The organism is Pseudomonas spelaei (genome assembly GCF_009724245.1).
In the GTDB taxonomy this organism is placed as follows: Bacteria; Pseudomonadota; Gammaproteobacteria; order Pseudomonadales; family Pseudomonadaceae; genus Aquipseudomonas; species Aquipseudomonas spelaei.
Genome location: NZ_WNNK01000017.1, coordinates 14755 through 33551, shown reverse-complemented (window position 1 = coordinate 33551; position 18797 = coordinate 14755). Strand labels below are relative to the sequence as shown.

Annotated in this window: 19 protein-coding genes and 1 pseudogene; 1 reads left to right on the top strand and 19 read right to left on the bottom strand. The window is 58.7% G+C overall.

Annotated elements, in window-relative coordinates:
* Positions 1-288 precede the first annotated feature (288 nt).
* Positions 289-621, top strand: a complete 333-nt coding sequence (locus GNF76_RS19310; RefSeq protein ID WP_047598490.1) for a phage holin family protein — start codon at positions 289-291, stop codon at positions 619-621.
* A 474-nt stretch (positions 622-1095) separates the two neighbouring features.
* Here GNF76_RS19310 and GNF76_RS19305 read toward each other — a convergent pair whose 3' ends face one another.
* The 19 genes and pseudogenes from GNF76_RS19305 to GNF76_RS19215 form a co-directional block, all read right to left on the bottom strand.
* Positions 1096-2058 (bottom strand): fimbrial protein, encoded by a 963-nt coding sequence (locus GNF76_RS19305; protein ID WP_178123424.1) that lies wholly within the window; start codon positions 2056-2058, stop codon positions 1096-1098.
* Between the two features lie 123 nt (positions 2059-2181).
* Positions 2182-2991: pseudogene (gene ccmI, locus GNF76_RS19300) on the bottom strand (c-type cytochrome biogenesis protein CcmI); the annotation flags it as partial.
* A gap of 289 nt (positions 2992-3280) precedes the next feature.
* Entirely contained in the window at positions 3281-3643 is a 363-nt protein-coding gene (locus tag GNF76_RS19295; RefSeq protein WP_155584722.1) for a type 1 fimbrial protein, read from the bottom strand.
* Positions 3644-4019: 376 nt separating this feature from the next.
* Complete coding sequence (locus tag GNF76_RS19290; protein ID WP_155584721.1) at positions 4020-4487, bottom strand: cytochrome c-type biogenesis protein; 468 nt, start codon at positions 4485-4487, stop codon at positions 4020-4022.
* The gene (locus GNF76_RS19285; RefSeq protein ID WP_155584720.1) at positions 4484-5020 is read right to left on the bottom strand and encodes a DsbE family thiol:disulfide interchange protein; all 537 of its coding nucleotides are present in this window, start codon (positions 5018-5020) and stop codon (positions 4484-4486) included. Before GNF76_RS19285 ends, GNF76_RS19290 begins: the two co-directional genes overlap by 4 nt.
* On the bottom strand, positions 5017-7005 hold the full coding sequence (locus GNF76_RS19280; RefSeq protein ID WP_150716473.1) for a heme lyase CcmF/NrfE family subunit: 1989 nt from the start codon (positions 7003-7005) through the stop codon (positions 5017-5019). Before GNF76_RS19280 ends, GNF76_RS19285 begins: the two co-directional genes overlap by 4 nt.
* A gap of 3 nt (positions 7006-7008) precedes the next feature.
* Positions 7009-7464, bottom strand: coding sequence for a cytochrome c maturation protein CcmE (ccmE, locus tag GNF76_RS19275; RefSeq protein WP_008052305.1), 456 nt, complete (start codon positions 7462-7464; stop codon positions 7009-7011).
* Positions 7461-7637 (bottom strand): heme exporter protein CcmD, encoded by a 177-nt coding sequence (ccmD, locus tag GNF76_RS19270; RefSeq protein ID WP_155584719.1) that lies wholly within the window; start codon positions 7635-7637, stop codon positions 7461-7463. The genes ccmE and ccmD overlap by 4 nt, the downstream gene beginning before the upstream one ends.
* Complete coding sequence (locus tag GNF76_RS19265; RefSeq protein ID WP_155584718.1) at positions 7634-8389, bottom strand: heme ABC transporter permease; 756 nt, start codon at positions 8387-8389, stop codon at positions 7634-7636. Before GNF76_RS19265 ends, ccmD begins: the two co-directional genes overlap by 4 nt.
* A 96-nt stretch (positions 8390-8485) precedes the next feature.
* Complete coding sequence (locus GNF76_RS19260; protein ID WP_155584717.1) at positions 8486-8650, bottom strand: hypothetical protein; 165 nt, start codon at positions 8648-8650, stop codon at positions 8486-8488.
* A gap of 3 nt (positions 8651-8653) precedes the next feature.
* Positions 8654-9940: a cbb3-type cytochrome c oxidase subunit II gene (locus GNF76_RS19255; RefSeq protein WP_155584716.1), complete on the bottom strand. Its 1287-nt coding sequence runs from the start codon at positions 9938-9940 to the stop codon at positions 8654-8656.
* Between the two features lie 2 nt (positions 9941-9942).
* Entirely contained in the window at positions 9943-11400 is a 1458-nt protein-coding gene (locus GNF76_RS19250; RefSeq protein ID WP_155584715.1) for a cbb3-type cytochrome c oxidase subunit I, read from the bottom strand.
* Positions 11393-11899, bottom strand: coding sequence for a c-type cytochrome (locus tag GNF76_RS19245; RefSeq protein WP_155584714.1), 507 nt, complete (start codon positions 11897-11899; stop codon positions 11393-11395). The genes GNF76_RS19250 and GNF76_RS19245 overlap by 8 nt, the downstream gene beginning before the upstream one ends.
* Positions 11896-12258 (bottom strand): hypothetical protein, encoded by a 363-nt coding sequence (locus GNF76_RS19240; RefSeq protein ID WP_246211942.1) that lies wholly within the window; start codon positions 12256-12258, stop codon positions 11896-11898. Before GNF76_RS19240 ends, GNF76_RS19245 begins: the two co-directional genes overlap by 4 nt.
* 1 nt (position 12259) lies before the next feature.
* The gene (locus GNF76_RS19235; RefSeq protein ID WP_155584713.1) at positions 12260-13498 is read right to left on the bottom strand and encodes a molybdopterin-dependent oxidoreductase; all 1239 of its coding nucleotides are present in this window, start codon (positions 13496-13498) and stop codon (positions 12260-12262) included.
* Positions 13499-13866: 368 nt separating this feature from the next.
* Positions 13867-16383, bottom strand: a complete 2517-nt coding sequence (locus tag GNF76_RS19230; RefSeq protein ID WP_155584816.1) for a fimbria/pilus outer membrane usher protein — start codon at positions 16381-16383, stop codon at positions 13867-13869.
* Between the two features lie 177 nt (positions 16384-16560).
* A complete protein-coding gene (locus tag GNF76_RS19225) occupies positions 16561-17322 on the bottom strand; it encodes a fimbrial biogenesis chaperone (protein WP_155584712.1) in 762 nt (253 codons plus the stop codon).
* A 67-nt stretch (positions 17323-17389) separates the two neighbouring features.
* On the bottom strand, positions 17390-17995 hold the full coding sequence (locus tag GNF76_RS19220; protein WP_155584711.1) for a fimbrial protein: 606 nt from the start codon (positions 17993-17995) through the stop codon (positions 17390-17392).
* A 122-nt stretch (positions 17996-18117) separates the two neighbouring features.
* Entirely contained in the window at positions 18118-18765 is a 648-nt protein-coding gene (locus GNF76_RS19215; protein ID WP_155584710.1) for a response regulator, read from the bottom strand.
* Positions 18766-18797: the final 32 nt, after the last annotated feature.

Sequence of the window (18797 nt, the reverse complement as noted above, 5' to 3'; positions counted from 1 at the left end):
GCGAGGCTTTCAGACGTCCCACCTTGTTTTTAGAAGGTGGGACGCATGGGACGCCACTGAAGCAACAGAAGCAAAAGCCAGCCGGGATGAGATATTCACCGACATTCGTCAGCCGTTCACCGGGCATCACCCACACATTCACCGGATGGCATTAAACCGGTCTTGCTGCCACCAGAATCGACCTGTAAAAAGGGGCCATCTTCGATGGGTGCGACCGCAAAGCGCGGCAGGCCACCCACCACCAGACCCGGCCATTGCGCCGGGTCTTTTTGTTTAAGGGGCAGGGTAATGACGAACGAGCAACAGGCACTGGCAGAGATGCCGATCTGGTTGGTAATTGCCCTGTCCCTGGTTGGCGGTGTATCTGGCGAGATGTGGCGCGCTGACAAGGATGGGGCACGAGGCTGGGCGTTACTGCGCCGCCTCGCACTTCGGTCCGGTGCCTGCATCGTTTGCGGTGTGTCAGCGATGATGTTGCTGTTCGGCGCGGGTCTGTCGATCTGGACAGCGGGTGCCTTGGGTTGCCTGACCGCGATGGCCGGCGCAGATGTCGCCATCGGTTTGTACGAACGCTGGGTAGCCAAGCGGCTCGATCTCAACGAGGCGGAACCAAAGGCATGAGCCGGGGAGGCCGCACGGGGCGCAGATTTCACGGGTCCTCCCCGAGGGCCGCCCCCCCTACACGGGTTATCGAACTCGCGGAATCTCTCTAGCTGAAACCTTCGCCGGGATGTCCGTCTTTCCAAAGGGATGGGGCTGGGCATGGCAGTCGGATGCCGAATCGATCGACCGGACCGGGCAGAAAACCGCCGGGGACCCTGGGGACTTTCGAAGGGTACGGGGTCGGAAACCCGCGGGATCGTGTTAGTGGCAGACTCGCCAGCCTACTGAAATTTCAAGCATTGAAATCTTGAAATGGGTCATTGAAAAACTACTTAAAAAGAATGGGCATGCACGAGCACACTAAAAAAGTTTTTGCCTTGCTCATCACTGCTGCGAGCCAACGCGCTGCGCCCAAGGAATTAATCGATTCATTGGGGGGGCAGTTTTACAACTCTAGGTCAATAGCAGTATTTAAATTTCAGACTCACTAGATTACTGATAACTCATCGTGAACGTAGCCTCGGCCGATACACTGCCTGCTGTCAAAGGGCTCCTCACCGACACATACTGCACGGTGAGCGGCACATTGCTGGTATCCGAAGAAGGACCAACAAGCCACTGGTTCGGATTACCTGCCACCGACGACTCCGGACCAAAGGAAACTGCTTTACCATCGCTGTTCAGGATCCGTAGGGCTATGCCCCGTGCTGTCGAGCTCGAATTCAGCGTCAGGTTGTCGGTGCGGTTGTTCGGGTTGTTGGCGTCGCTCAGTGTGATGTATACAGACGAGCCACTTTGACACTCCAGCCCAATGTTGAACGTCGTGTTGCCTTTCGTCGTTCCGAGCGGTTGTATCTCGTGTAGCTCGGTGTCCGGCAGCGTCACATGAAGAGCTGGCGTCGTCACCCTGCAGCTACTGGCTTCGACTGTCGCGTTGACAGGAAAGTTAAAGGTCGCCCCGACTGCTGATGGCGTAATACAAGCCCCGCTCCAGGTTTGAGTCATCGTTGGCACACTGGTAATGGTTCCGCTCCCAATCTCCCCGGTAATAACGAGTTGAGCCCTGACGAAACTTCCAAATAGCTTGGAGGGGGACAAGGGGGCTGCGAGACTATATGAGATCGGTACGGTATCCCATGTACCACTACCATAGCCCTGTGTCTGAGTATATTTCACGCCGATGCCGGAGACCCCCGTCTGATACACATCTGTATAGCCTGGTACAAGAACCCCGTTGTTGATCACGGTGGTACGTTGCATCGCACAGTCGACATCAATGAGCTCTAATCCGACGTTAAGTCCTGCGTCGTCTAATATAGTACCGACGGAGTGTTGCTGCGGTACAATAAGGGTTGATTTTGTGAAAGGTTGCGTGGTGGTTTTGGACCAAGGAAAAATCAGTTCGCCGGCTGTTGCTTGGACACAAATTAACAGTCCGGTCACTCCGATAGTCATGTAACTCACCAATCGGTTCAGCGGGGGGGCTGTATATATAACTGGGCGCATTGGTTCTTTAGCTCCAACTGCTGATTAACGTGGTTGTTTGTGCGGCAATAACTTTGTATCGGCGGTATTAAGTTCGGTGGCGTGATCGATCCCGCCTTGCAGTGCGTCGCGGGATTTGTCGTCCGGCGGGAGTTGCGCGAGCAGACGGTTCCAGTAATCGATCGCTTCCTGATAACGCTCACCTTCGAACGCGGCGATACCGAGCAGACCGAGGCTGGTGACTTCTTTTGGATCGGCCTTCAGCGCTTCATCGGTCAGCGCCTGGATCTTGGCCGACCACTTCTTGCCATCTGCGAAATATAGCGCCTGTGCCCACTGACCGAGCAGTGCCGGTTGGCGACCGGTCAGGTTCAGCGTGTGCTCGAACATCTTCGCGGCGTCCGCCGGACGTTGCTGATCCATGTAGGTACGGCCAAGGAAATACAGGCTTTCCGCAGAATCCGGTTGTGCGGCAACCGCTCGCTCCAAACGCTGAGTCATCTCTTTCATCGACTGCGGAGCCTGCGCGAATTCGCGGGTCAGTTCGACCTCGTCGGCAGCACCGAAGTGCAGGTACAGCCCCAAGCTCAATGCCGGCACTAATGCGGCGGCCAACAACGGCAAGGGTTTACCAAGTCGGGAAACCCGCGTCACGGCAACGCCTTCGGTATCGAGGAGCAACTCACGCGCAGCTTCCGCGCGAACGCTGTCCAATTGTGCGGCGTTGAGGACACCTTCGGACTGCTGCGAGTGCAGTTCGGCAACACGCTCCTGATACAGCGCGATGTTCAGGGCGGTACGATCCTCCTCGCGCCTGGCACGACGACCAAGCAACACGGGGATCAGCAGAAAACTCAGGGCGACCAAAAGCAACAGCCCTGCGGCGAGCCAGAAATCAATCATTCTTGATTTTTGTCCAATGGTTGATCGAGGCGATGATCTAAATAACTACCGAGCAGCAAGCCGGTGGGGCTAGATCAGAGGAGTTCTGTATTGGTATTCAGTGCAGCAGGTTATTTGAGTGGGGTTAGTTGCGAAATCAGACGATTCTTAGAAGTCCCGCGGTCGTACTTTAGCCCCTTGGATTTAGCTCACATCAAGAAGATGAAGGACACTGGAACAGCGGCGAAGCCGTCAGCGCGAAGCTGACGGCTGTTTTGCACTTTCTGCCACAGAAAACAGTGGTCAACGCTCAGGGCAGACTCATCGTTATTAAAAACATTCCGGAACGTATCGGCGAGCCTGTGTCGTCCACCAACCGATACTGTTGATCATAGTAATGACCCTGAGTCGTATCGGAAAGCAACTCGACCTTGACCTTAGCTTTAGCACTACTCGTAGCGACGCTGTGTGCCTTCAGTACCATGGTGCGAGTTGCATTTGGGCAGTTGCTCAATGCAATTCGCGATTGTGCGTTTATGTCTGTAGTGCAAGGTGGATCAATGATGCTACCTTCAAATCGAATGACGCCATGCGCAATGGTTGCAGCGGCGTAGCACGCACCGCTGAGGACGAAGTAAAGGCTGATGGCGACAGGTAGACGTTTGATCTTCATGCGGACATTCCTTTTTTATTGTAGGTATTGCGGCGGCACGAATGGCCTGAAACTGCTGCATCGAGATGCTGCAGATTGCTTCGTCAGCGTAGCTCAAGGCTCAACGTCTAGTGGTTTGGGGGGCGCGGGGGGCAGGCGGAGGATAATCAACCCTGTCTGGAGTCATTGGGGATGAGGGACAGGAGCAGGAATTAGCAGATGTCGCCGCCAGCTCCGGTGCATCGGGCATGGGAATTACTGAGCAGTCTGTGAGAGGCAACGGAGGGCAGGGTAGTGATTGCGCTATTGTCAGGAGCGGCGGTGAGGGTGCATTGCCAGCGCAGCCGCAGCTTTTTTGTGCTGGGCGCGCTGAGCACGCAGAGTGGGAATCAAGCAATCATCTCTGGTGTTTATCCAACAACTGGTCGAGGCGCCGGGTCTCGTCAATGGACAGGCAATCGGGCATTTCGGTGCGCCTCCCGCGACGACGGACGACCAGCATAATCACCCCAAAACCGCCGAGCAACAAGGCGGACGGGCCCAACCAGAGCACGGCGGTCTTGGCGTTCAGGGGTGGTTTGTAGCGGACGAAATCACCGTAGCGCTCGACCATGAAGTCGATGATCTGCCGATTGTCCTTGCCTTCGCCGAGCATGCGGAAAACCTCTTTTCGCAGGTCGGCGGCAATCGGCGAGTTGGAGTCGGCGATGTCCTGATTTTGACACATGAGGCAACGAAAACCCTTGGTCAGTTCACGGAATCGCTCGCGGTCACCTTCCTTGGCGAACTCATAAGTGTCGATGGCCGCATGGGCCACACCGGCCAGGCTCAAGCCCAGCACAACGGCTGCAAACCAGCGCTTCATGGCTTGGCCTCGTCGACCAGCGCCTGGTACTTGCCTGCCAGTTTTTCCCGCCAGACCTGCTCGTCGATCACGCCGACGAACTTGTCACGGATGATGCCCTTCGCATCGACGAAGAAGGTTTCCGGTGCGCCGTACACGCCGAGGTTCAGGCCCAGCGAGCCTTCATCGTCACAAATGTCCAGCGCATACGGGTTGTGGAAGTCCGCCAGCCACTTCAAGGCATCGGCGTTGACGTCCTTGTAGTTGATGCCGTAGATCACCACGCCCTGCTGGGCCAGCTTGTTCAACACCGGGTGTTCGACCCGGCAGGAAATGCACCAGGTGCCCCAGACATTGACCAGCGCCGGTTTGCCCAAAATGTCCGCCTTGGTCAGGGTCTTGTCACCCTGCACCGACGGCAGTGAAAACTCCGGGAACGGCTTGTTGATCATGGCCGAAGGCAGCTCGGCCGGATCCAGGTACAACCCACGGTAAAGGAATACAGCGACCACCAGAAAAATCGCCAGTGGCAACAACATCAACCAACGCTTCATGCAGTGGCTCCCGACATGCCCAGTGCTTCACGCACACGGCTTTTGACCTTGACCCGATAACGCCGATCCAGCGCCGCCAGCAAGCCGCCGAAACCTGTCAGCAAACCGCCGAACCAGATCCAGCGCACGAACGGTTTGACGTGCACGCGCACGGCCCAGGCGCCGTCACCCAGGGGTTCGCCGAGGGCAACGTAGATATCGCGAGTGAAACCGGCGTCGATGCCGGCTTCGGTCATCACCGAATTCTGCACGGTGTACAGGCGTTTTTCCGGGTGCAGAACGCTGACTTCCTTGCCGCCCTTGATCACCCGCACGGTGCCCTTGTCGGACGTGAAGTTCGGGCCTTCGAAGTGCTTGGCGCCTTCGAAGATGAAGTGATAACCGGCCAGGTCCATGGACTCGCCCGGTGCCAGGCGCAGGTCGCGCTCGGCACTGTTCTGGCTCGACAGCACCACGCCCAGCGCACACACGGCAATGCCCAGGTGCGCGACTTGCATGCCCCAGTAGCTGCGGGTCAGGGTCGGCAAGCCTTTGATCAGACCTTTGTGGCGGGTCTTGTCGAAGATGTCACGCACACCGGCCAGCAACACCCAGGCGGCGAGCATGAAGGTCGCCAGCACGGCCCAGTTGAAATCACCGTAGGCGACGCCAGCCACCACGGCCATGGCCGCACTGCCCAGCAGCACCGGAGTGAGCATGCTCACCAGCCATTTCACCGGGGTGTCTTTCCAGCGCACGAGCATGCCGACCGCCATCACCACCATCAGCAACCCCATCAACGGAATGAACAGCGCGTTGAAGTACGGCGGGCCGACCGACAGCTTGGCGCCGGTCATGGCGTCGAGAATCAGCGGGTACAACGTGCCGAGCAGGATCATCGACGCGGCCACCACCAGCACCAGGTTGTTGCCCAGCAGCAGGGTTTCCCGGGACCAGAGGTTGAAGCCGACCTGGCTCTTGACCACCGGCGCACGCAGGGCGAACAGCGTCAATGAGCCGCCGACGACGAACAGCAGGAAAATCAGGATGAATACGCCGCGCTCCGGATCGGACGCAAAGGCATGCACCGAGGTCAGCACGCCGGAACGCACGAGGAAGGTCCCCAGCAGGCTCAGCGAAAACGCAGCGATGGCCAGCAGCACGGTCCAGCTCTTGAACACGCCACGTTTTTCCGTGACCGCCAACGAGTGAATCAGTGCAGTGCCTACCAACCATGGCATGAACGAGGCGTTTTCCACCGGGTCCCAGAACCACCAGCCACCCCAGCCGAGTTCGTAGTAAGCCCACCACGAGCCGAGGGTGATGCCGATACCAAGGAACGCCCAGGCCACGATGGTCCACGGCCGCGACCAGCGCGCCCACGCGGCGTCCAGGCGACCGCCCATCAGCGCAGCGATGGCGAAGGCGAAGGCCACCGAGAAACCGACATAACCCATGTACAGCATCGGCGGGTGCACGATCAGGCCGATGTCCTGCAGCAGCGGGTTGAGGTCGGCGCCGTCCGTGGGCATTTGCGGCAGGATGCGCTTGAACGGGTTGGAGGTCATGATCAGGAACAGCAGGAAACCGGTGCTGATCATGCCCATCACCGCCAGCACGCGAGCCAGCATGACCTGCGGCAACTGCCGGGAAAACACCGACACCGCGAAGGTCCAGCCGCCGAGAATCAACGCCCACAACAGCAGGGAACCTTCGTGGGCACCCCACACGGCGCTGAACTTGTAGTACCACGGCAAGGCGCTGTTGGAGTTGTTGGCCACGTAGGCCACGGAGAAGTCATCGACCATGAAGGCGTAGGTCAGGCAGCCGAAGGCGAACAGCAAAAACGCGAACTGCCCCCACGCGGCCGGCTGGGCCAGGCTCATCCAGAAGCGGTCGCCGCGCCAGGCACCGACCAATGGCACCACGGCCTGAACCAGCGCGAAACACAGCGCCAGGATCATGGCCAGGTGGCCCAATTCGGGGATGAAGATTCCAGCTGTCATCAGTTAGCCCTCTTTCGCGGGAGTGGGTGCCGACTGGCCGCTGTCTTTCAGCGCCTTGGTCACTTCCGGCGGCATGTATTTCTCGTCGTGCTTGGCCAGCACTTCATCGGCCACCACCACGCCGTCGGCGTTGAGCTTGCCCAGGGCGACGATGCCCTGCCCTTCGCGGAACAGGTCCGGGAGGATGCCGCGATAAGTGATGGTCACGGATTTGTTGAAATCGGTGACGACGAATTTCACGTCCAGCGAGTCGCCGGAACGCTGCAAGGAACCGGCCTCGACCATGCCACCGGCGCGGATGCGCGTGTCTTGCGGCGCTTCGCCGTTGGCGATCTGGGTCGGTGTGTAAAACAGGTTGATGTTCTGCTGCAGGGCGCTCAGGGCCAGGCCGACGGCAGCGCCGACCCCGACCAGGATCGCGAGAATGATGATAAGACGCTTTTTGCGCAGCGGATTCACTTGCCGTTCTCCCGGCGCAGACGACGCGCCTCTTGTTGCAGATACCGCTTGCGGGCCAGGATCGGCGCCGCCACGTTGAGGACCAATACCGCCAGGCAGATGCCATAGGCTGACCAGACATACAGGCCATGATGACCCATGCCGATGAAGTCGCCGAATGAAGCAAAACTCATCGAGCGACCTCCAGGCTGTTTTCCACTTCCGCTTTCACCCAACTGGCCCGGGCTTCGCGCTTGAGCACTTCAAGACGCATGCGCAGCAACAGCACCGCGCCGAAGAAACAGTAGAACCCCAGCGCCGTCAGCAGCAATGGCAGCCACATCTCGGCGGGCATCGCCGGTTTTTCGGTGAGGGTGAAGGTCGCGCCCTGGTGCAGGGTGTTCCACCACTCCACCGAATATTTGATGATCGGGATGTTGATCACGCCGACGATCGCCAGCACCGCACAGGCCTTGGCGGCGCTGTCACGATTGCTGATCGCGTTGCCCAGCGCAATGAGACCGAAGTACAGGAACAGCAGGATAAGCATGGACGTCAGGCGTGCATCCCAGACCCACCACGAGCCCCAGGTCGGCTTGCCCCAGATCGCCCCGGTGACCAGCGCCACGGCGGTCATCCAGGCACCGATGGGCGCCGCGCATTGAAGGGCGACGTCGGCCAGTTTCATTTTCCACACCAGCCCGACGATGCCGCACACGGCCAGCATCACGTAGATGGACTGCGCCAGCATGGCGGCCGGAACGTGGATATAGATGATGCGAAAGCTGTTGCCCTGCTGATAGTCCGGCGGCGCGAAGGCCAGGCCCCAGACCACGCCAACGCTGATCAACAGCAACGCCGCGACGCTCAGCCAGGGCAGCATTCTGCCGCTGATGCCGTAAAACCATATGGGCGAGCCAAGCTTGTGAAACCACGTCCAGTTCATACTCTTTCCGTTGGAAAACAGCTCGGAGTGCGATCGCCGAAGATCCGCCGGAGCATGCCCCGCTGGCCTCGACGACAGCGCTCCCAAGCACTTTTCTTAAGGATGGCCCGCTGTGTGCGCTGCGGCCGAGTAACGGCGTTCACGCTCAAGCATTGTCTGTTTCGGCGCTTCGCTCCAACGTTGCAGTTCGGGACTGAACCACCAGGCGACGATGAACGCGGACACCATCAGGGTCATGCTGATAACCATTGCAGCGAACATGGACTATTCCTTTTTCGAAGGCTGGTAGAGAGTGCGGAGATAGGCGACGATCGCGGTTCTCTGCCCATCGGAAAGCATCGAATCCCACGGAGGCATGGCCGTTCCGGGAACCCCGTTGCGCAGGATCTCCTGCAGATAAGTCGTGTTGCCCTGCTTGATCTGGAAGTTGGTGGGGCGTGGCGACAGACCACGGGACGCAGGGCCATCACCCTTGCCGTTGGCCCCGTGGCAGCTGGCGCAGTTGGCATCAAACAGCGATTTGCCCAGCATTACATCGGCAGGTGGCACGGGAACAGCCTCAGGCACGTGCAGGCTTTGTACATACAGCGCCAGTGCGGCCAGGGTCGCGCTGTCGAGGTCACGCCAAGCCGGCATTGACGTCGCGGGTCGTCCATTCCACAGCACATCTGCTAGGCGCTCGGTGGTGAAGGCCGCGTCTCTCAGATTGGCTGGGCGTGGCAGCAACGACGGCGCTGCCGGTCCGTTGCCGGCGCCTTCACTGCCGTGACAGCTTGCGCAGTTCAAGGCAAACGCGGCGGCGCCCTGACGCAATGCAATCGCACGGTCACTCTCATTGGTCGGCATGGTCAGGCCCGGAACCACGCCATCCAGTTGCGGAGTGGCGGCAATAGGGTTCTGGCGGGCATTGAGCGAGGCAGCCATCTCTTTGACCATTATGCTGCCATGCGCGTCGCCGGCATCCGCTGCTGGCGCGTCAGGCATGGGGGGCTCGGCGGCGCTCGGATCATCGTAGCCGGAGACTTTTCTCGCTCTGCCAAGCGATTGGAGGTATGCCGTCAGGGCGAGGGCGTCCGACGTTGGTTTGTCGGCGCCACCTTCGAACAGCCACGGATACCCCGGCATGACTGAGTCACTAACCACGTACCTAGGGTTGAACAGGTGAGTCAGCTGCCAATCGTTGGTACGCACGCCGGTTTCCCGGGCCAGGTCAGGGCCGATACGGCGGGTACCCCAGAGTTGCGGGTAATCGTATTTGGTCTCCCATGCCTCCGTCGGCGCGCCCCAGCGAGCCACGTCCTGCTCGACGAACCGTACCTGCTGGGTGTGGCAATAACCACAACCCTCGCGGCCATATACCGCCCGACCACGTTCCTCCTGGGCGGTGTAGTCGCGCATGTTGGCAGGGGCACGTGCATCAATGGATTTTTGTAGCTCTTTGCCCGGAAGGATGCCCAGCAACATGAATGACAGAATGAAGAAACCGATGCCAGCGACGAAGATAATGAGGTATGCGCTGTTGAACAGACGATGTTTGACGATTCTTTGCATCGTTAGGCTCCAGCGAAATTGGATTGTGTGACGGGAGCCGTCAGGACTACCGGCGAGTGATTACGCGGCCCGGTGGTCAGACCCAGGTAAAACGCGATGAAACCCAACAGCAGTGGCAAGGCACTCAGGTCCCTGATCCACCAGTAGGTCAGCGAGGCACGAACCGAATCCATCCAAGGCGCAGGACTTTCCCACAGGTGCGCCTGCACCAGACCACCAGCCGTCAGGGTGATGAACATCAGCAACAGTCCGGTGGTGATCAACCAGTACGCCCAGTTCATGGCCGCCGCGTCGTAGCGTGCATTCGGCATCCGTTGCCAGGCATGGGCGATACCGCCGGCCGCCACGAAGGTGGCGAAACCGAGCATCGCCAGGTGAGAGTGAGCGATCACCCAGTCAGAGAAGTGGGTGAGTTTATTCACCGGCATCAGGGCCTGGAAAGCGCCTTGCAGGCTGACGATCAGATACATGACGATGCCGGTCCAGACGAACCTGAGCGGCACGTCGCTCGCCACTTTCGCGGACTGCCCGCGCAGTGACATCAGTTGGTTGAACACCACCAGGATCACATCCATGCCCAGGTACACCGAGGCAATGATCGCCGCCTTCTGCGCATCCATCGGAATGGCGGAGTAAACGTAGTGGTGTGTGCCATTCAGGGGATAGAAGAAGAACAGGAACCAGAAGCCGATCATCGACAGAAAGTGGCTGTAGATAGGGCGATTGGTCGCGGCCGGGATGATGTAATACGCAATCGCCAGTACGAACGGTGTGACGAACAATCCGACAGCATCGTGAATCCACAGGCCGCTGAACGCAGCGCCCTGGGCGCCTGGTACGAAGACCGGAACGAAGTTGCCCATGGGGTAGGCCAACAGGCTGAAGATCGCGCCGCCAATCAGATACCACGCCGATATGTACAAGCCACCTTGTTGGCGCTTGAGCAGGAATGGTCCGGCAAACTGCGCGCAGACCAGCAGCAGGCCGATCACCACCAGTACGTCGATGGCCATCGGGAACTCGGCCCACTCGATCGACTGGATGGCCAGCCATGGGTTGTCCAGGCCCAGGGATACCAGCAGCCAGCCGGGCAACAGCACGCCGAGGTTCCACAGGAAGAAAATCGCCCAGCCGAGCTTGCGGCTGAGGATCGGGCGATCCGCCAAGCGCGGGACCATATGATAGCAGCAAGCGAAAAACGCGTTGCCCAGCCAGCCGAAGAAAATGCCCTGAGTGTGATCGTAGCGCAGACGACCCCAGGTGAGTGCCGCATGGCTGCCGAGCAGGTCGGGCAGGGTCAGCTTCAATGCGACAAGCAGTCCGGCCACGCCAGACAGGAACAAGGTGATGACCGCTGCCAGGGCGTGGGCCTTGACCAGGTCGTAATCGATTCGCGCAAGGGGGGAGAGTGGCTCAACGGTTTGGGAGGATGGCGCTGGACCAGCGACCGGATTATTCATGGAACGATTCCTTTATTGCAGATGAATCGGAATTCTTGAGTACCCACGCGGCAGTGCCGGTGGCCTCCTCATCACTGAGTGAAATATTCGTCGGACCTGCGGCGTACCCGTCCCAACCGGGCCGGGGGTGGGTGATGGCGGCGATCATCAAGGCCAGCGCATCGGCATTCATTGGCTGCGTACCGATGATTGATTTGTAGCGCTCAAGCACGGCCTTCCAGGAAGGCGCAACAAGGCGTTCGGTCACGTCATGGCAGCCAGCGCATTGCCGCTGGATCACGGCGGCGCCGACATCGATCAGCGCCGTCGCTTGTGCACTGTCGACCACCGCGCTGATTTGCGCAGGGGGCGCGTCACCACGCCTGGTGACGTCCGCGGTCGCTTGGGTACGAATGACCGTCCAGCTGATGATGGTGCCCAACAGCATCACGCCGATCGTAATGCTGAGCGCGGCTCGCGAAACGCCGTGGCCGGACGTGTTAGGGGTGGGGTCACTCATGGTGTTTCCTTGCCATTGAAGAACATCAGGTAATCAACGATCGGTTCCACGGCCGCTTCTGGAATGGGCGCGCCGTATTCGCCGCGCATTTTGGCCACCTCAGCCGTCCAGGTCGCCCGTGGAAACGGCGGTTGATGGGTAATGAAGCGAGGTGAATGACACATTGTGCAGAAGCCCATGAACTGATTGCGTCCGGGGCCTTCCGGCAAATAAGGTTCATCGGCCGGCACCGTGATTGTGTGTATCGGAGGGCCGAAGTCGACCTTCGGCGCCTCAGCGGCCCAGCCACTCGACGTCGCGAGAGCAAGAACCCACGGCAGGGGGATGAACAGGTGCGGAAAACGCAGATAACGCTTCATGTCAGATCACCATGCCTGTGGTTTGCTCGATGACCCGGCGCGCCAGACCGCCACGGTTCCACTGGCTCGTCAGCTGCCCTTCGCCAGCGCGGTTGGTGGCGCGCACCTTCAGCGTGTAGCGACCTTTTTGGGTCGGGGTCCAGACGAACCGCCAGCGCCGCCAGGAGTAGCGTCCGATTTCCGGATCGAGTTTCGCGTCGGTCCAGGTGCGGCCGCCATCGAGGGATACCTCGACCCGGGCGATACCGTCGCCTCCGTCGTTGGCTAGGCCTTCGAGCATGTAGGGATGATTGACCAGCAGTGCCTCTTCAGGCTCTGGTCGCACGAAAAGCGAATGGGTCGCGAAACGGTTGATCGGCACAGTTCGCGGGGCCAGCTTGCCCGGTTCTTCGCTGATCTCGGTGTTGTCGGGAATCCGGTAGGCTTCGTCCATCCAGATGTTGCTGAGGCGCTTGTCCAGCACCTCGATATGCGCCAGTGACTTAATCCAGTAAGTGGCGTACCAGCCGGGCACCACCAGTCGCAGCGGAAAACCATTGAGCATGGGCAACGCAGTGCCGTTCATCGCGTAGGCGACCATGACGTCGCCGGCATTGGCGTGATCGAACTTCAGCGACTTGACGATCTTCGGCAGGCCGGGCATCGGCGATTCGTCCAGACCCGAGAAAGCCACCTCGACCGCACCGGCCTTGACCCCCGCACGGTCGAGCAAATCCTTGAGGCGAACGCCGGTCCACTGGGCGTTGCCCATGCCGCCGAACTGCCACTGCAAACCGGCCGGCGTGGGACCGGTGAAGAGGCTGCGGGCATTGCCCGAACACTGGTTCATGGCGACCATGGTTGCCGGCTCGAAATCGTTGACCAGATCCTGCAGTGTGAAAGATTGGGGTTTCGCCACCTGACCATCGAGGCGCAGACGGAATGTCCGCGTATCGACATGGGTCGGGTAACCGGAAAGGTGCCAGCGCACGAAAAACGCCTCATTGGGCGTCAGATCCTGACGAAAGTAATGCAGTGGGGTTTCCAGTTGCGGCGGTCGGTCGGCCAGCTGAATGAGGCTGGTTTTTTCCGGCAGGCGCACCAGACGCCGGTCGGAGTGGGGCATTTCGTCCAGCGCGGCCGAAGCTGAGCTGTTTCCGGCAAATGAGGGGCGGGGTAACAGGCTCGCCAGGCTTACTGTAGAAGCCAAGCCCAGCAGCCGACGACGATTCAGTTTCCAGAAATCTTCATTACCGTTCATTTTTCATCACCTGGTTGTGGAGTGTCTGGGCGCCCCGCATGAGGCTGGTTCGGAAAAAGTCCATGGGGTATGCACCCCAATCGATATCACTCATCGTTCAGGCTCGGGTTGATCGCGGGTGGCAAAGGGACTCAGGGGGCAGGCATCGAGCTATTCGACCCGACCCACGCCGGGTTCGGTTGCATTAATGGCTTACGCGAGAGCGCCGGATTGGCTAAAACGCCCAACAAGTGATGCCAGACAACGATAATCAGGCTGACCTGCGGATGAAATAAGACGATTCTTATAGGGCTCGACCGGGTGAAAGGGGCATGGCAGTGAACACAAATACCGCGATCCCCGCCGTGGTGCAGCCAAGTCCCAACCGCTCACTGTTCACCATCCGCTTGTGGCTTATCTGCTCTCGGCGCAAGGGGCTCGTGGGGAGTAGTCGTTTCGGCTGTGCACGCCAGGCGGTAACGCTCATAGTTAACGCCCGGTTCGATTGCGGTCAGCGAATACGTGGCCAAGCATTCCTGGTGCCCCCACTTGATTGACAAGCGGTCTTGATCCTTCTCGACCAGCGCCAGCGCCTTGCCATTGGGGTCGGAGATAGCCAGCTGTTTGCCGCTGGAGTCTTCCACTGACGCACCGAAGGGGATCCGTTTGTTCTGAGCATCGAACAATTCGAATTCGACTCGGCGGCCGGTTCTGCTCTTGTAGCGGGCGAGGGCGATGGCGCCGCGCCGTGGCACCAGTTGCTGGGTGGCATTTTCGATTTCGATGTCGCCACCCAGTTCGCGGGTGTCCAAGCTGACCCAATTGACGCGATAGGGTTGCGCGCTAGGGATGATCGCATAGCCGTTGTAGCCGGTTTCGACACCGCTGTAGCTGCTGATGCCGGCCCCGCTGACACCCGGCACCTGCGCCAAGGCAAAGGTTTCACCCACCGACTGACCAAGGTTGATACCTCCGGCATGGGCGACCACGGAGCCAGCGACGTTGACGTTCTGCGAATCGTAGCTACGCCCCTGGCTGTAGCCCAGATTGATATCCGCGACGGCGGTGCGGAAGTTGAGGTTCGCCGACCCCGAGTTGCCACTCGTACTGCTATTGCCGGCCTGTAAGGAATACGAAGTATCGCTGGTGGGCGAAACGTAGCCATTGATGCCCATCTGAGTGCTGTTGCTGCCTTGTTGCGAGGTCGTGGTGACGAACGCACGCGGTGCCCTTGCCTGGCTCCCAAGCGGGAATGACAGCGACAGGTTGAACTGGGTATCCCTGCTTGGCATACCTTTGTAGCTGAAATCCTCGGTTCGGGTGACATCGAAGCTGTAATTGACATTGCCCCAATTGTTGCCATATCCGGCGGAAAAACTCCTGCTACCGCCTTGGCGCCAGTAGCGCTGATCGCTCGCGTTGAGATAAAGGCTGCCCCATTCGCGGTCGCGGCCCAGACTCTGGTTGATGGTCAGGTCGGTCCGGGTCTTCGCGTTGCCGGTGCGCTTAACGGTACCTTCGCTGAGGTCCTCAACGTGGTCGGTCAGGGTGCGATAGCCCTCGGTGGAATACCGGTGGGCCGCCAGGGTGAAACTGGTGTCGGTGCCGCTGAAGGTCTTAGCATACAGGGCGCGCACGCTGTCACCCTGTGTCGTGAGTCCGTTGATCTGGCTCGTTGAGTGGGTTACGTCAAGCGACACCGCGCCGAATGCCGTATTGCGGCCGAAGCCCATGGCCAGCGCCTTGTAGTCGTCGCTGGTCTGCACACCGAGGATGCCGGTCAGGTTACTGCCCAATCCGTACGCCAGTGTCGTGCTGAGCATCTTCGGTTCGGCCATGCCTTCGGTGTTGCTGCTATAGCGGCCGGCGGAAACGCTGTACTTCAACTGGCCTTTACGAACCATGATCGGCAAACTGGAAAACGCCTGCTTGCTCACCCGGCGACGTCCATCGGCTTCAATGATGGTGATCTCCAGGTCGCCGTTAGAACCGCTGGGGTATATATCGCTGATCTCGAACGGGCCAGGAGGCACGTTGGTGGTGTATAGAATATAGTCGTTCTGGCGGATTTCCACAGTCGCATTGGACTGCGCCACGCCCCGAATCACGGGCGCATAGCCACGCTCACTGTCCGCTCGCATTCCTTCGTCGGACGCCAGTTTCAGACCACGATAACGCACGCTGTCGAACAGATCGCTGTCGGTGAAGATATCGCCAGCGCTGAACTGTCCCTTGAGCGGTGTGACGTCGTGCTGCAGATAGCTGCGGTTGCTCTTGTACGTGCTCGGCCGACCGGTGCCGTTGCTGAAGTTGGACTCGTTGCGTAAGCGCCATGCACCGAGGTTGATGCCGTTGCGCAAACCCAAGTTGTTGGTGAAACGGGTCTCTCCGTAGCTGGCGCTCCGACTGTCGTTGAGCTGATAGTTGATGAACGCTGCCGAGACGCCATCGTCCCATAGCTCGGGGTTCACGAAGCCGCGCATACCACGTTGCATCGCCAATTGCGGCACGCTGACCATCAGGCGCAAGCGGCTGGCGTCGTAATGCAGGCTGGCCTGTTCGATCATGGCGGGCAAGTCGTAGCACGCTTGAGGTGCGGCCGGGTCGATTTTGCCCTCTGCTTGCAGTTTGCCAATGTCGATGCCCAGTTGCGTGAGCAACTCCAGGCTCAGGCATGGCTCAACTCGCTCCGTGGCCGGATTACGATTGAAAGTAATGTCACGGCGGCCGCTCAGCACTTCGTTGATATACAAGTCAACTCGATAAGTGCCCGGCAAAACACTGTTTTTAGCCAGCAAAAGTTGCAAGTCGACATCGCTTTGTGCGCCTTGTAGAAAGTGCGTGTTAAATGCAAGAAGTTGCGGGTCACCAAATTCGTCGGATGCCAGTGTGATGTTGGCGGGCATGACGAGAACGAGCCAGTACAAACCGTTCAGTCGCAATAAACTGGCGCTACGGTCAGATATGGACGGGCGCAGCTCTCCAGCAGGGTTGGCAATCTGCTTATTGTTGTAAATAAACGGCATGCAAAGACCTTTATCCTGAAACTTCAACTGAAAGTGCGACGCGCGTCCTTCTGGGTTTTAATTAGGCGTCGGAGTGGAATCTTTGTGGCTGGATTCTTCACTGTTATTGCCTGCGCGACTGACGGTCAGTTGGTGTTTGTTTTGCGCGCCATAATCATTGATGCTGTTGAAGGTCAACTGCGCTGTTGAGTTGCCCTTGAGTTTGTGTAACTTAAATGTTTTTGTTTCACTGGGAGCAATCATGGTCGAGTCGGCAGCAACTTCCTTCTGCCCGCCAGCCTGCAGCGTTACATCACCCATCGAAACGTGAAAGAGTGTGGGGTTTTTCACGCTCAATTCGCCACCGACATTGTCTGGGGACAATGTCCACAACAATTGCGAGGGCGCTTTCAGGGGATCCCCCGGCAAGTGTGCGGGACGGAAGAAGATCTTGATGCGTTGGCGCACGGCCAACTGCAAGGTATTGGCCGCATCAATTGTCTGGGGGATTTCCTGAACGCTCAGCCAGACCACGGACTCTTTGTCGGCGGGCATGCCTTTGCCTTCATACAGAATGCGCAATAGCTGCTGTTCGCTGGGCTGAACCTTGGCCAGCGGCGGGGTGACGGCGAACGGGGCGGTTTGCGCGGAGTCTTCGCCACTGTCGATCCACGACTGGACAAGCACTTCCTGCTTGCCATTGCGCACGGTGATATTGGCTTCCTTGTGGGCTCCGTCAAAAACGACCCGTGTAGCGCTCAGGGAAATACTGGCACTCGCCTGGCCAGCCAGCAGCATGCCCAGCAATCCCAGGCAGGTGGGAATAGAACGACGCAACATGCGAACACCCTTGAATAAAACCTGAAGGCAGCCCCGAAGGGCTGCGCACGATGGATCCTACGAAGACTTATTCGTATTCGAGGATAAATGGCAGGGTCGCGTCGCCACGACCGGCGGTGGCGCTGCCTTCAGCACCGGTGGTGACGTAGGCGGCGGAGAAGCTGAGGGTGGATTCGCCACCGGTGCCGGTACCGTGCAAGTCACCTTGCAGTTTGGCAGTGGACTTGGAGGTCAGGTCGATGAGGGCGCCTTTGCTGTCGAGCAAGGCGATACCGACGTTGGTAGCGGTGCCGTTACCGGTGTTCAGGGCCAGGACTTTCTTGCCCGGCACCAGACCGGATCCGCCACTGTTGGCATCAAAGAGCATGGAGACTTTGGTGCCAGTGTTGCAGTTGACGTTCAGGTTGAAATCCTGAGCGCTGACGCGACCCGAAGCCGGATTTTCAGCGGTGCCCATGTCCTTGATCGCAACGTTACCCATGTCCATGGCGATCACACGGTCATTGTTGGAACCGTCAATGGTGCAAGCGTCATTGTTAATGGTGCCGGTGAAGCTGATCTTGCCACTACCGCCCTGAACGGGTTGTGGTGTTGGTGGGTCTTCTCCTGCGAATGCGTAGCCAGTAGAGGCGATCATTGCCAGTGCCAGAACAGCGGAAGATATCTTTTTCATGTGTTGCCCGTCGTTGATTTGATAAGAGGTCCATCAAGTACAGCTAGCTCACGATAACGACGCGGGCCTGCTGAAAATATCAGACGATTCTTAGAAAACCCTTCGGGCGCCTTAGTATGATATTAGTTGAAAACGCCTCGATCCAGGCAATAAGTCAGCAAGTCCTGATCGCTGGCGACGTCAAGCTTGCGCATGGCGGAAACTTTTTGTGAGCTGATGGTTTTTATACTTCGGTTCTGCCGACGGGCAATATCACCGACACTGGTGCCAGAGACGAAAAGGCGAACGATTTCAAGTTCCTTGGGTGATAGACTTTTCAAGCGTTCATCCAGGTCGGTATTGTTTTCCAGAACAGAATGACGCACAACTTCCAAAGGCTGGTAAAGCTTCCCCTGTACTACAGCATTGAGTGCGCGTTCTATTTCAGTATGCAACTGGTTCTTGAGAAGAACTCCGACGACTCCCAATTCATTCAGGCGAGTAAGGATTAACGAGTTGGAGATCATCGTTAGTATCAGTACTTTGACTGCAGGGTAGTGACGCTTAAGATAGTCGACTAGTTTGAGACCGTCTCCATACGGCGAGTCGGCGGGCATGTTGTAATCGGTGATGACGAGGTCTACCGATTGTGCTTCCAGCAACTCGACCAGGCCGTTGGAGCAGGCCGCTTCGCCAACAATGCAAAAGCGTGGATCGCGCGAAACTAGCTCCCGTACACCCAACAGCACAATGGGATGATCGTCGGCAATGATGACCTTAAGTTTCTGCATAAAAAATCCGTGGTACCTTTACGTAGGATGAA

Bases quoted from the DNA above. Each gene is read 5' to 3' on its own strand.
- GNF76_RS19305 (WP_178123424.1), bottom strand. From the start codon at position 2,058: ATGACTATCGGAGTGACCGGACTGTTAATTTGTGTCCAAGCAACAGCC.
- GNF76_RS19255 (WP_155584716.1), bottom strand. From the start codon at position 9,940: ATGCAAAGAATCGTCAAACATCGTCTGTTCAACAGCGCATACCTCATT.
- GNF76_RS19215 (WP_155584710.1), bottom strand. From the start codon at position 18,765: ATGCAGAAACTTAAGGTCATCATTGCCGACGATCATCCCATTGTGCTG.
- ccmD (WP_155584719.1), bottom strand. From the start codon at position 7,637: ATGAGTTTTGCTTCATTCGGCGACTTCATCGGCATGGGTCATCATGGC.
- GNF76_RS19310 (WP_047598490.1), top strand. From the start codon at position 289: ATGACGAACGAGCAACAGGCACTGGCAGAGATGCCGATCTGGTTGGTA.
- GNF76_RS19280 (WP_150716473.1), bottom strand. From the start codon at position 7,005: ATGACAGCTGGAATCTTCATCCCCGAATTGGGCCACCTGGCCATGATC.
- GNF76_RS19260 (WP_155584717.1), bottom strand. From the start codon at position 8,650: ATGTTCGCTGCAATGGTTATCAGCATGACCCTGATGGTGTCCGCGTTC.
- GNF76_RS19245 (WP_155584714.1), bottom strand. From the start codon at position 11,899: ATGAGTGACCCCACCCCTAACACGTCCGGCCACGGCGTTTCGCGAGCC.
- GNF76_RS19290 (WP_155584721.1), bottom strand. From the start codon at position 4,487: ATGAAGCGCTGGTTTGCAGCCGTTGTGCTGGGCTTGAGCCTGGCCGGT.
- GNF76_RS19235 (WP_155584713.1), bottom strand. From the start codon at position 13,498: ATGAACGGTAATGAAGATTTCTGGAAACTGAATCGTCGTCGGCTGCTG.
- GNF76_RS19225 (WP_155584712.1), bottom strand. From the start codon at position 17,322: ATGTTGCGTCGTTCTATTCCCACCTGCCTGGGATTGCTGGGCATGCTG.
- GNF76_RS19230 (WP_155584816.1), bottom strand. From the start codon at position 16,383: ATGCCCGCCAACATCACACTGGCATCCGACGAATTTGGTGACCCGCAA.
- GNF76_RS19250 (WP_155584715.1), bottom strand. From the start codon at position 11,400: ATGAATAATCCGGTCGCTGGTCCAGCGCCATCCTCCCAAACCGTTGAG.
- GNF76_RS19240 (WP_246211942.1), bottom strand. From the start codon at position 12,258: ATGAAGCGTTATCTGCGTTTTCCGCACCTGTTCATCCCCCTGCCGTGG.
- GNF76_RS19295 (WP_155584722.1), bottom strand. From the start codon at position 3,643: ATGAAGATCAAACGTCTACCTGTCGCCATCAGCCTTTACTTCGTCCTC.
- GNF76_RS19265 (WP_155584718.1), bottom strand. From the start codon at position 8,389: ATGAACTGGACGTGGTTTCACAAGCTTGGCTCGCCCATATGGTTTTAC.
- GNF76_RS19285 (WP_155584720.1), bottom strand. From the start codon at position 5,020: ATGAAGCGTTGGTTGATGTTGTTGCCACTGGCGATTTTTCTGGTGGTC.
- GNF76_RS19220 (WP_155584711.1), bottom strand. From the start codon at position 17,995: ATGAAAAAGATATCTTCCGCTGTTCTGGCACTGGCAATGATCGCCTCT.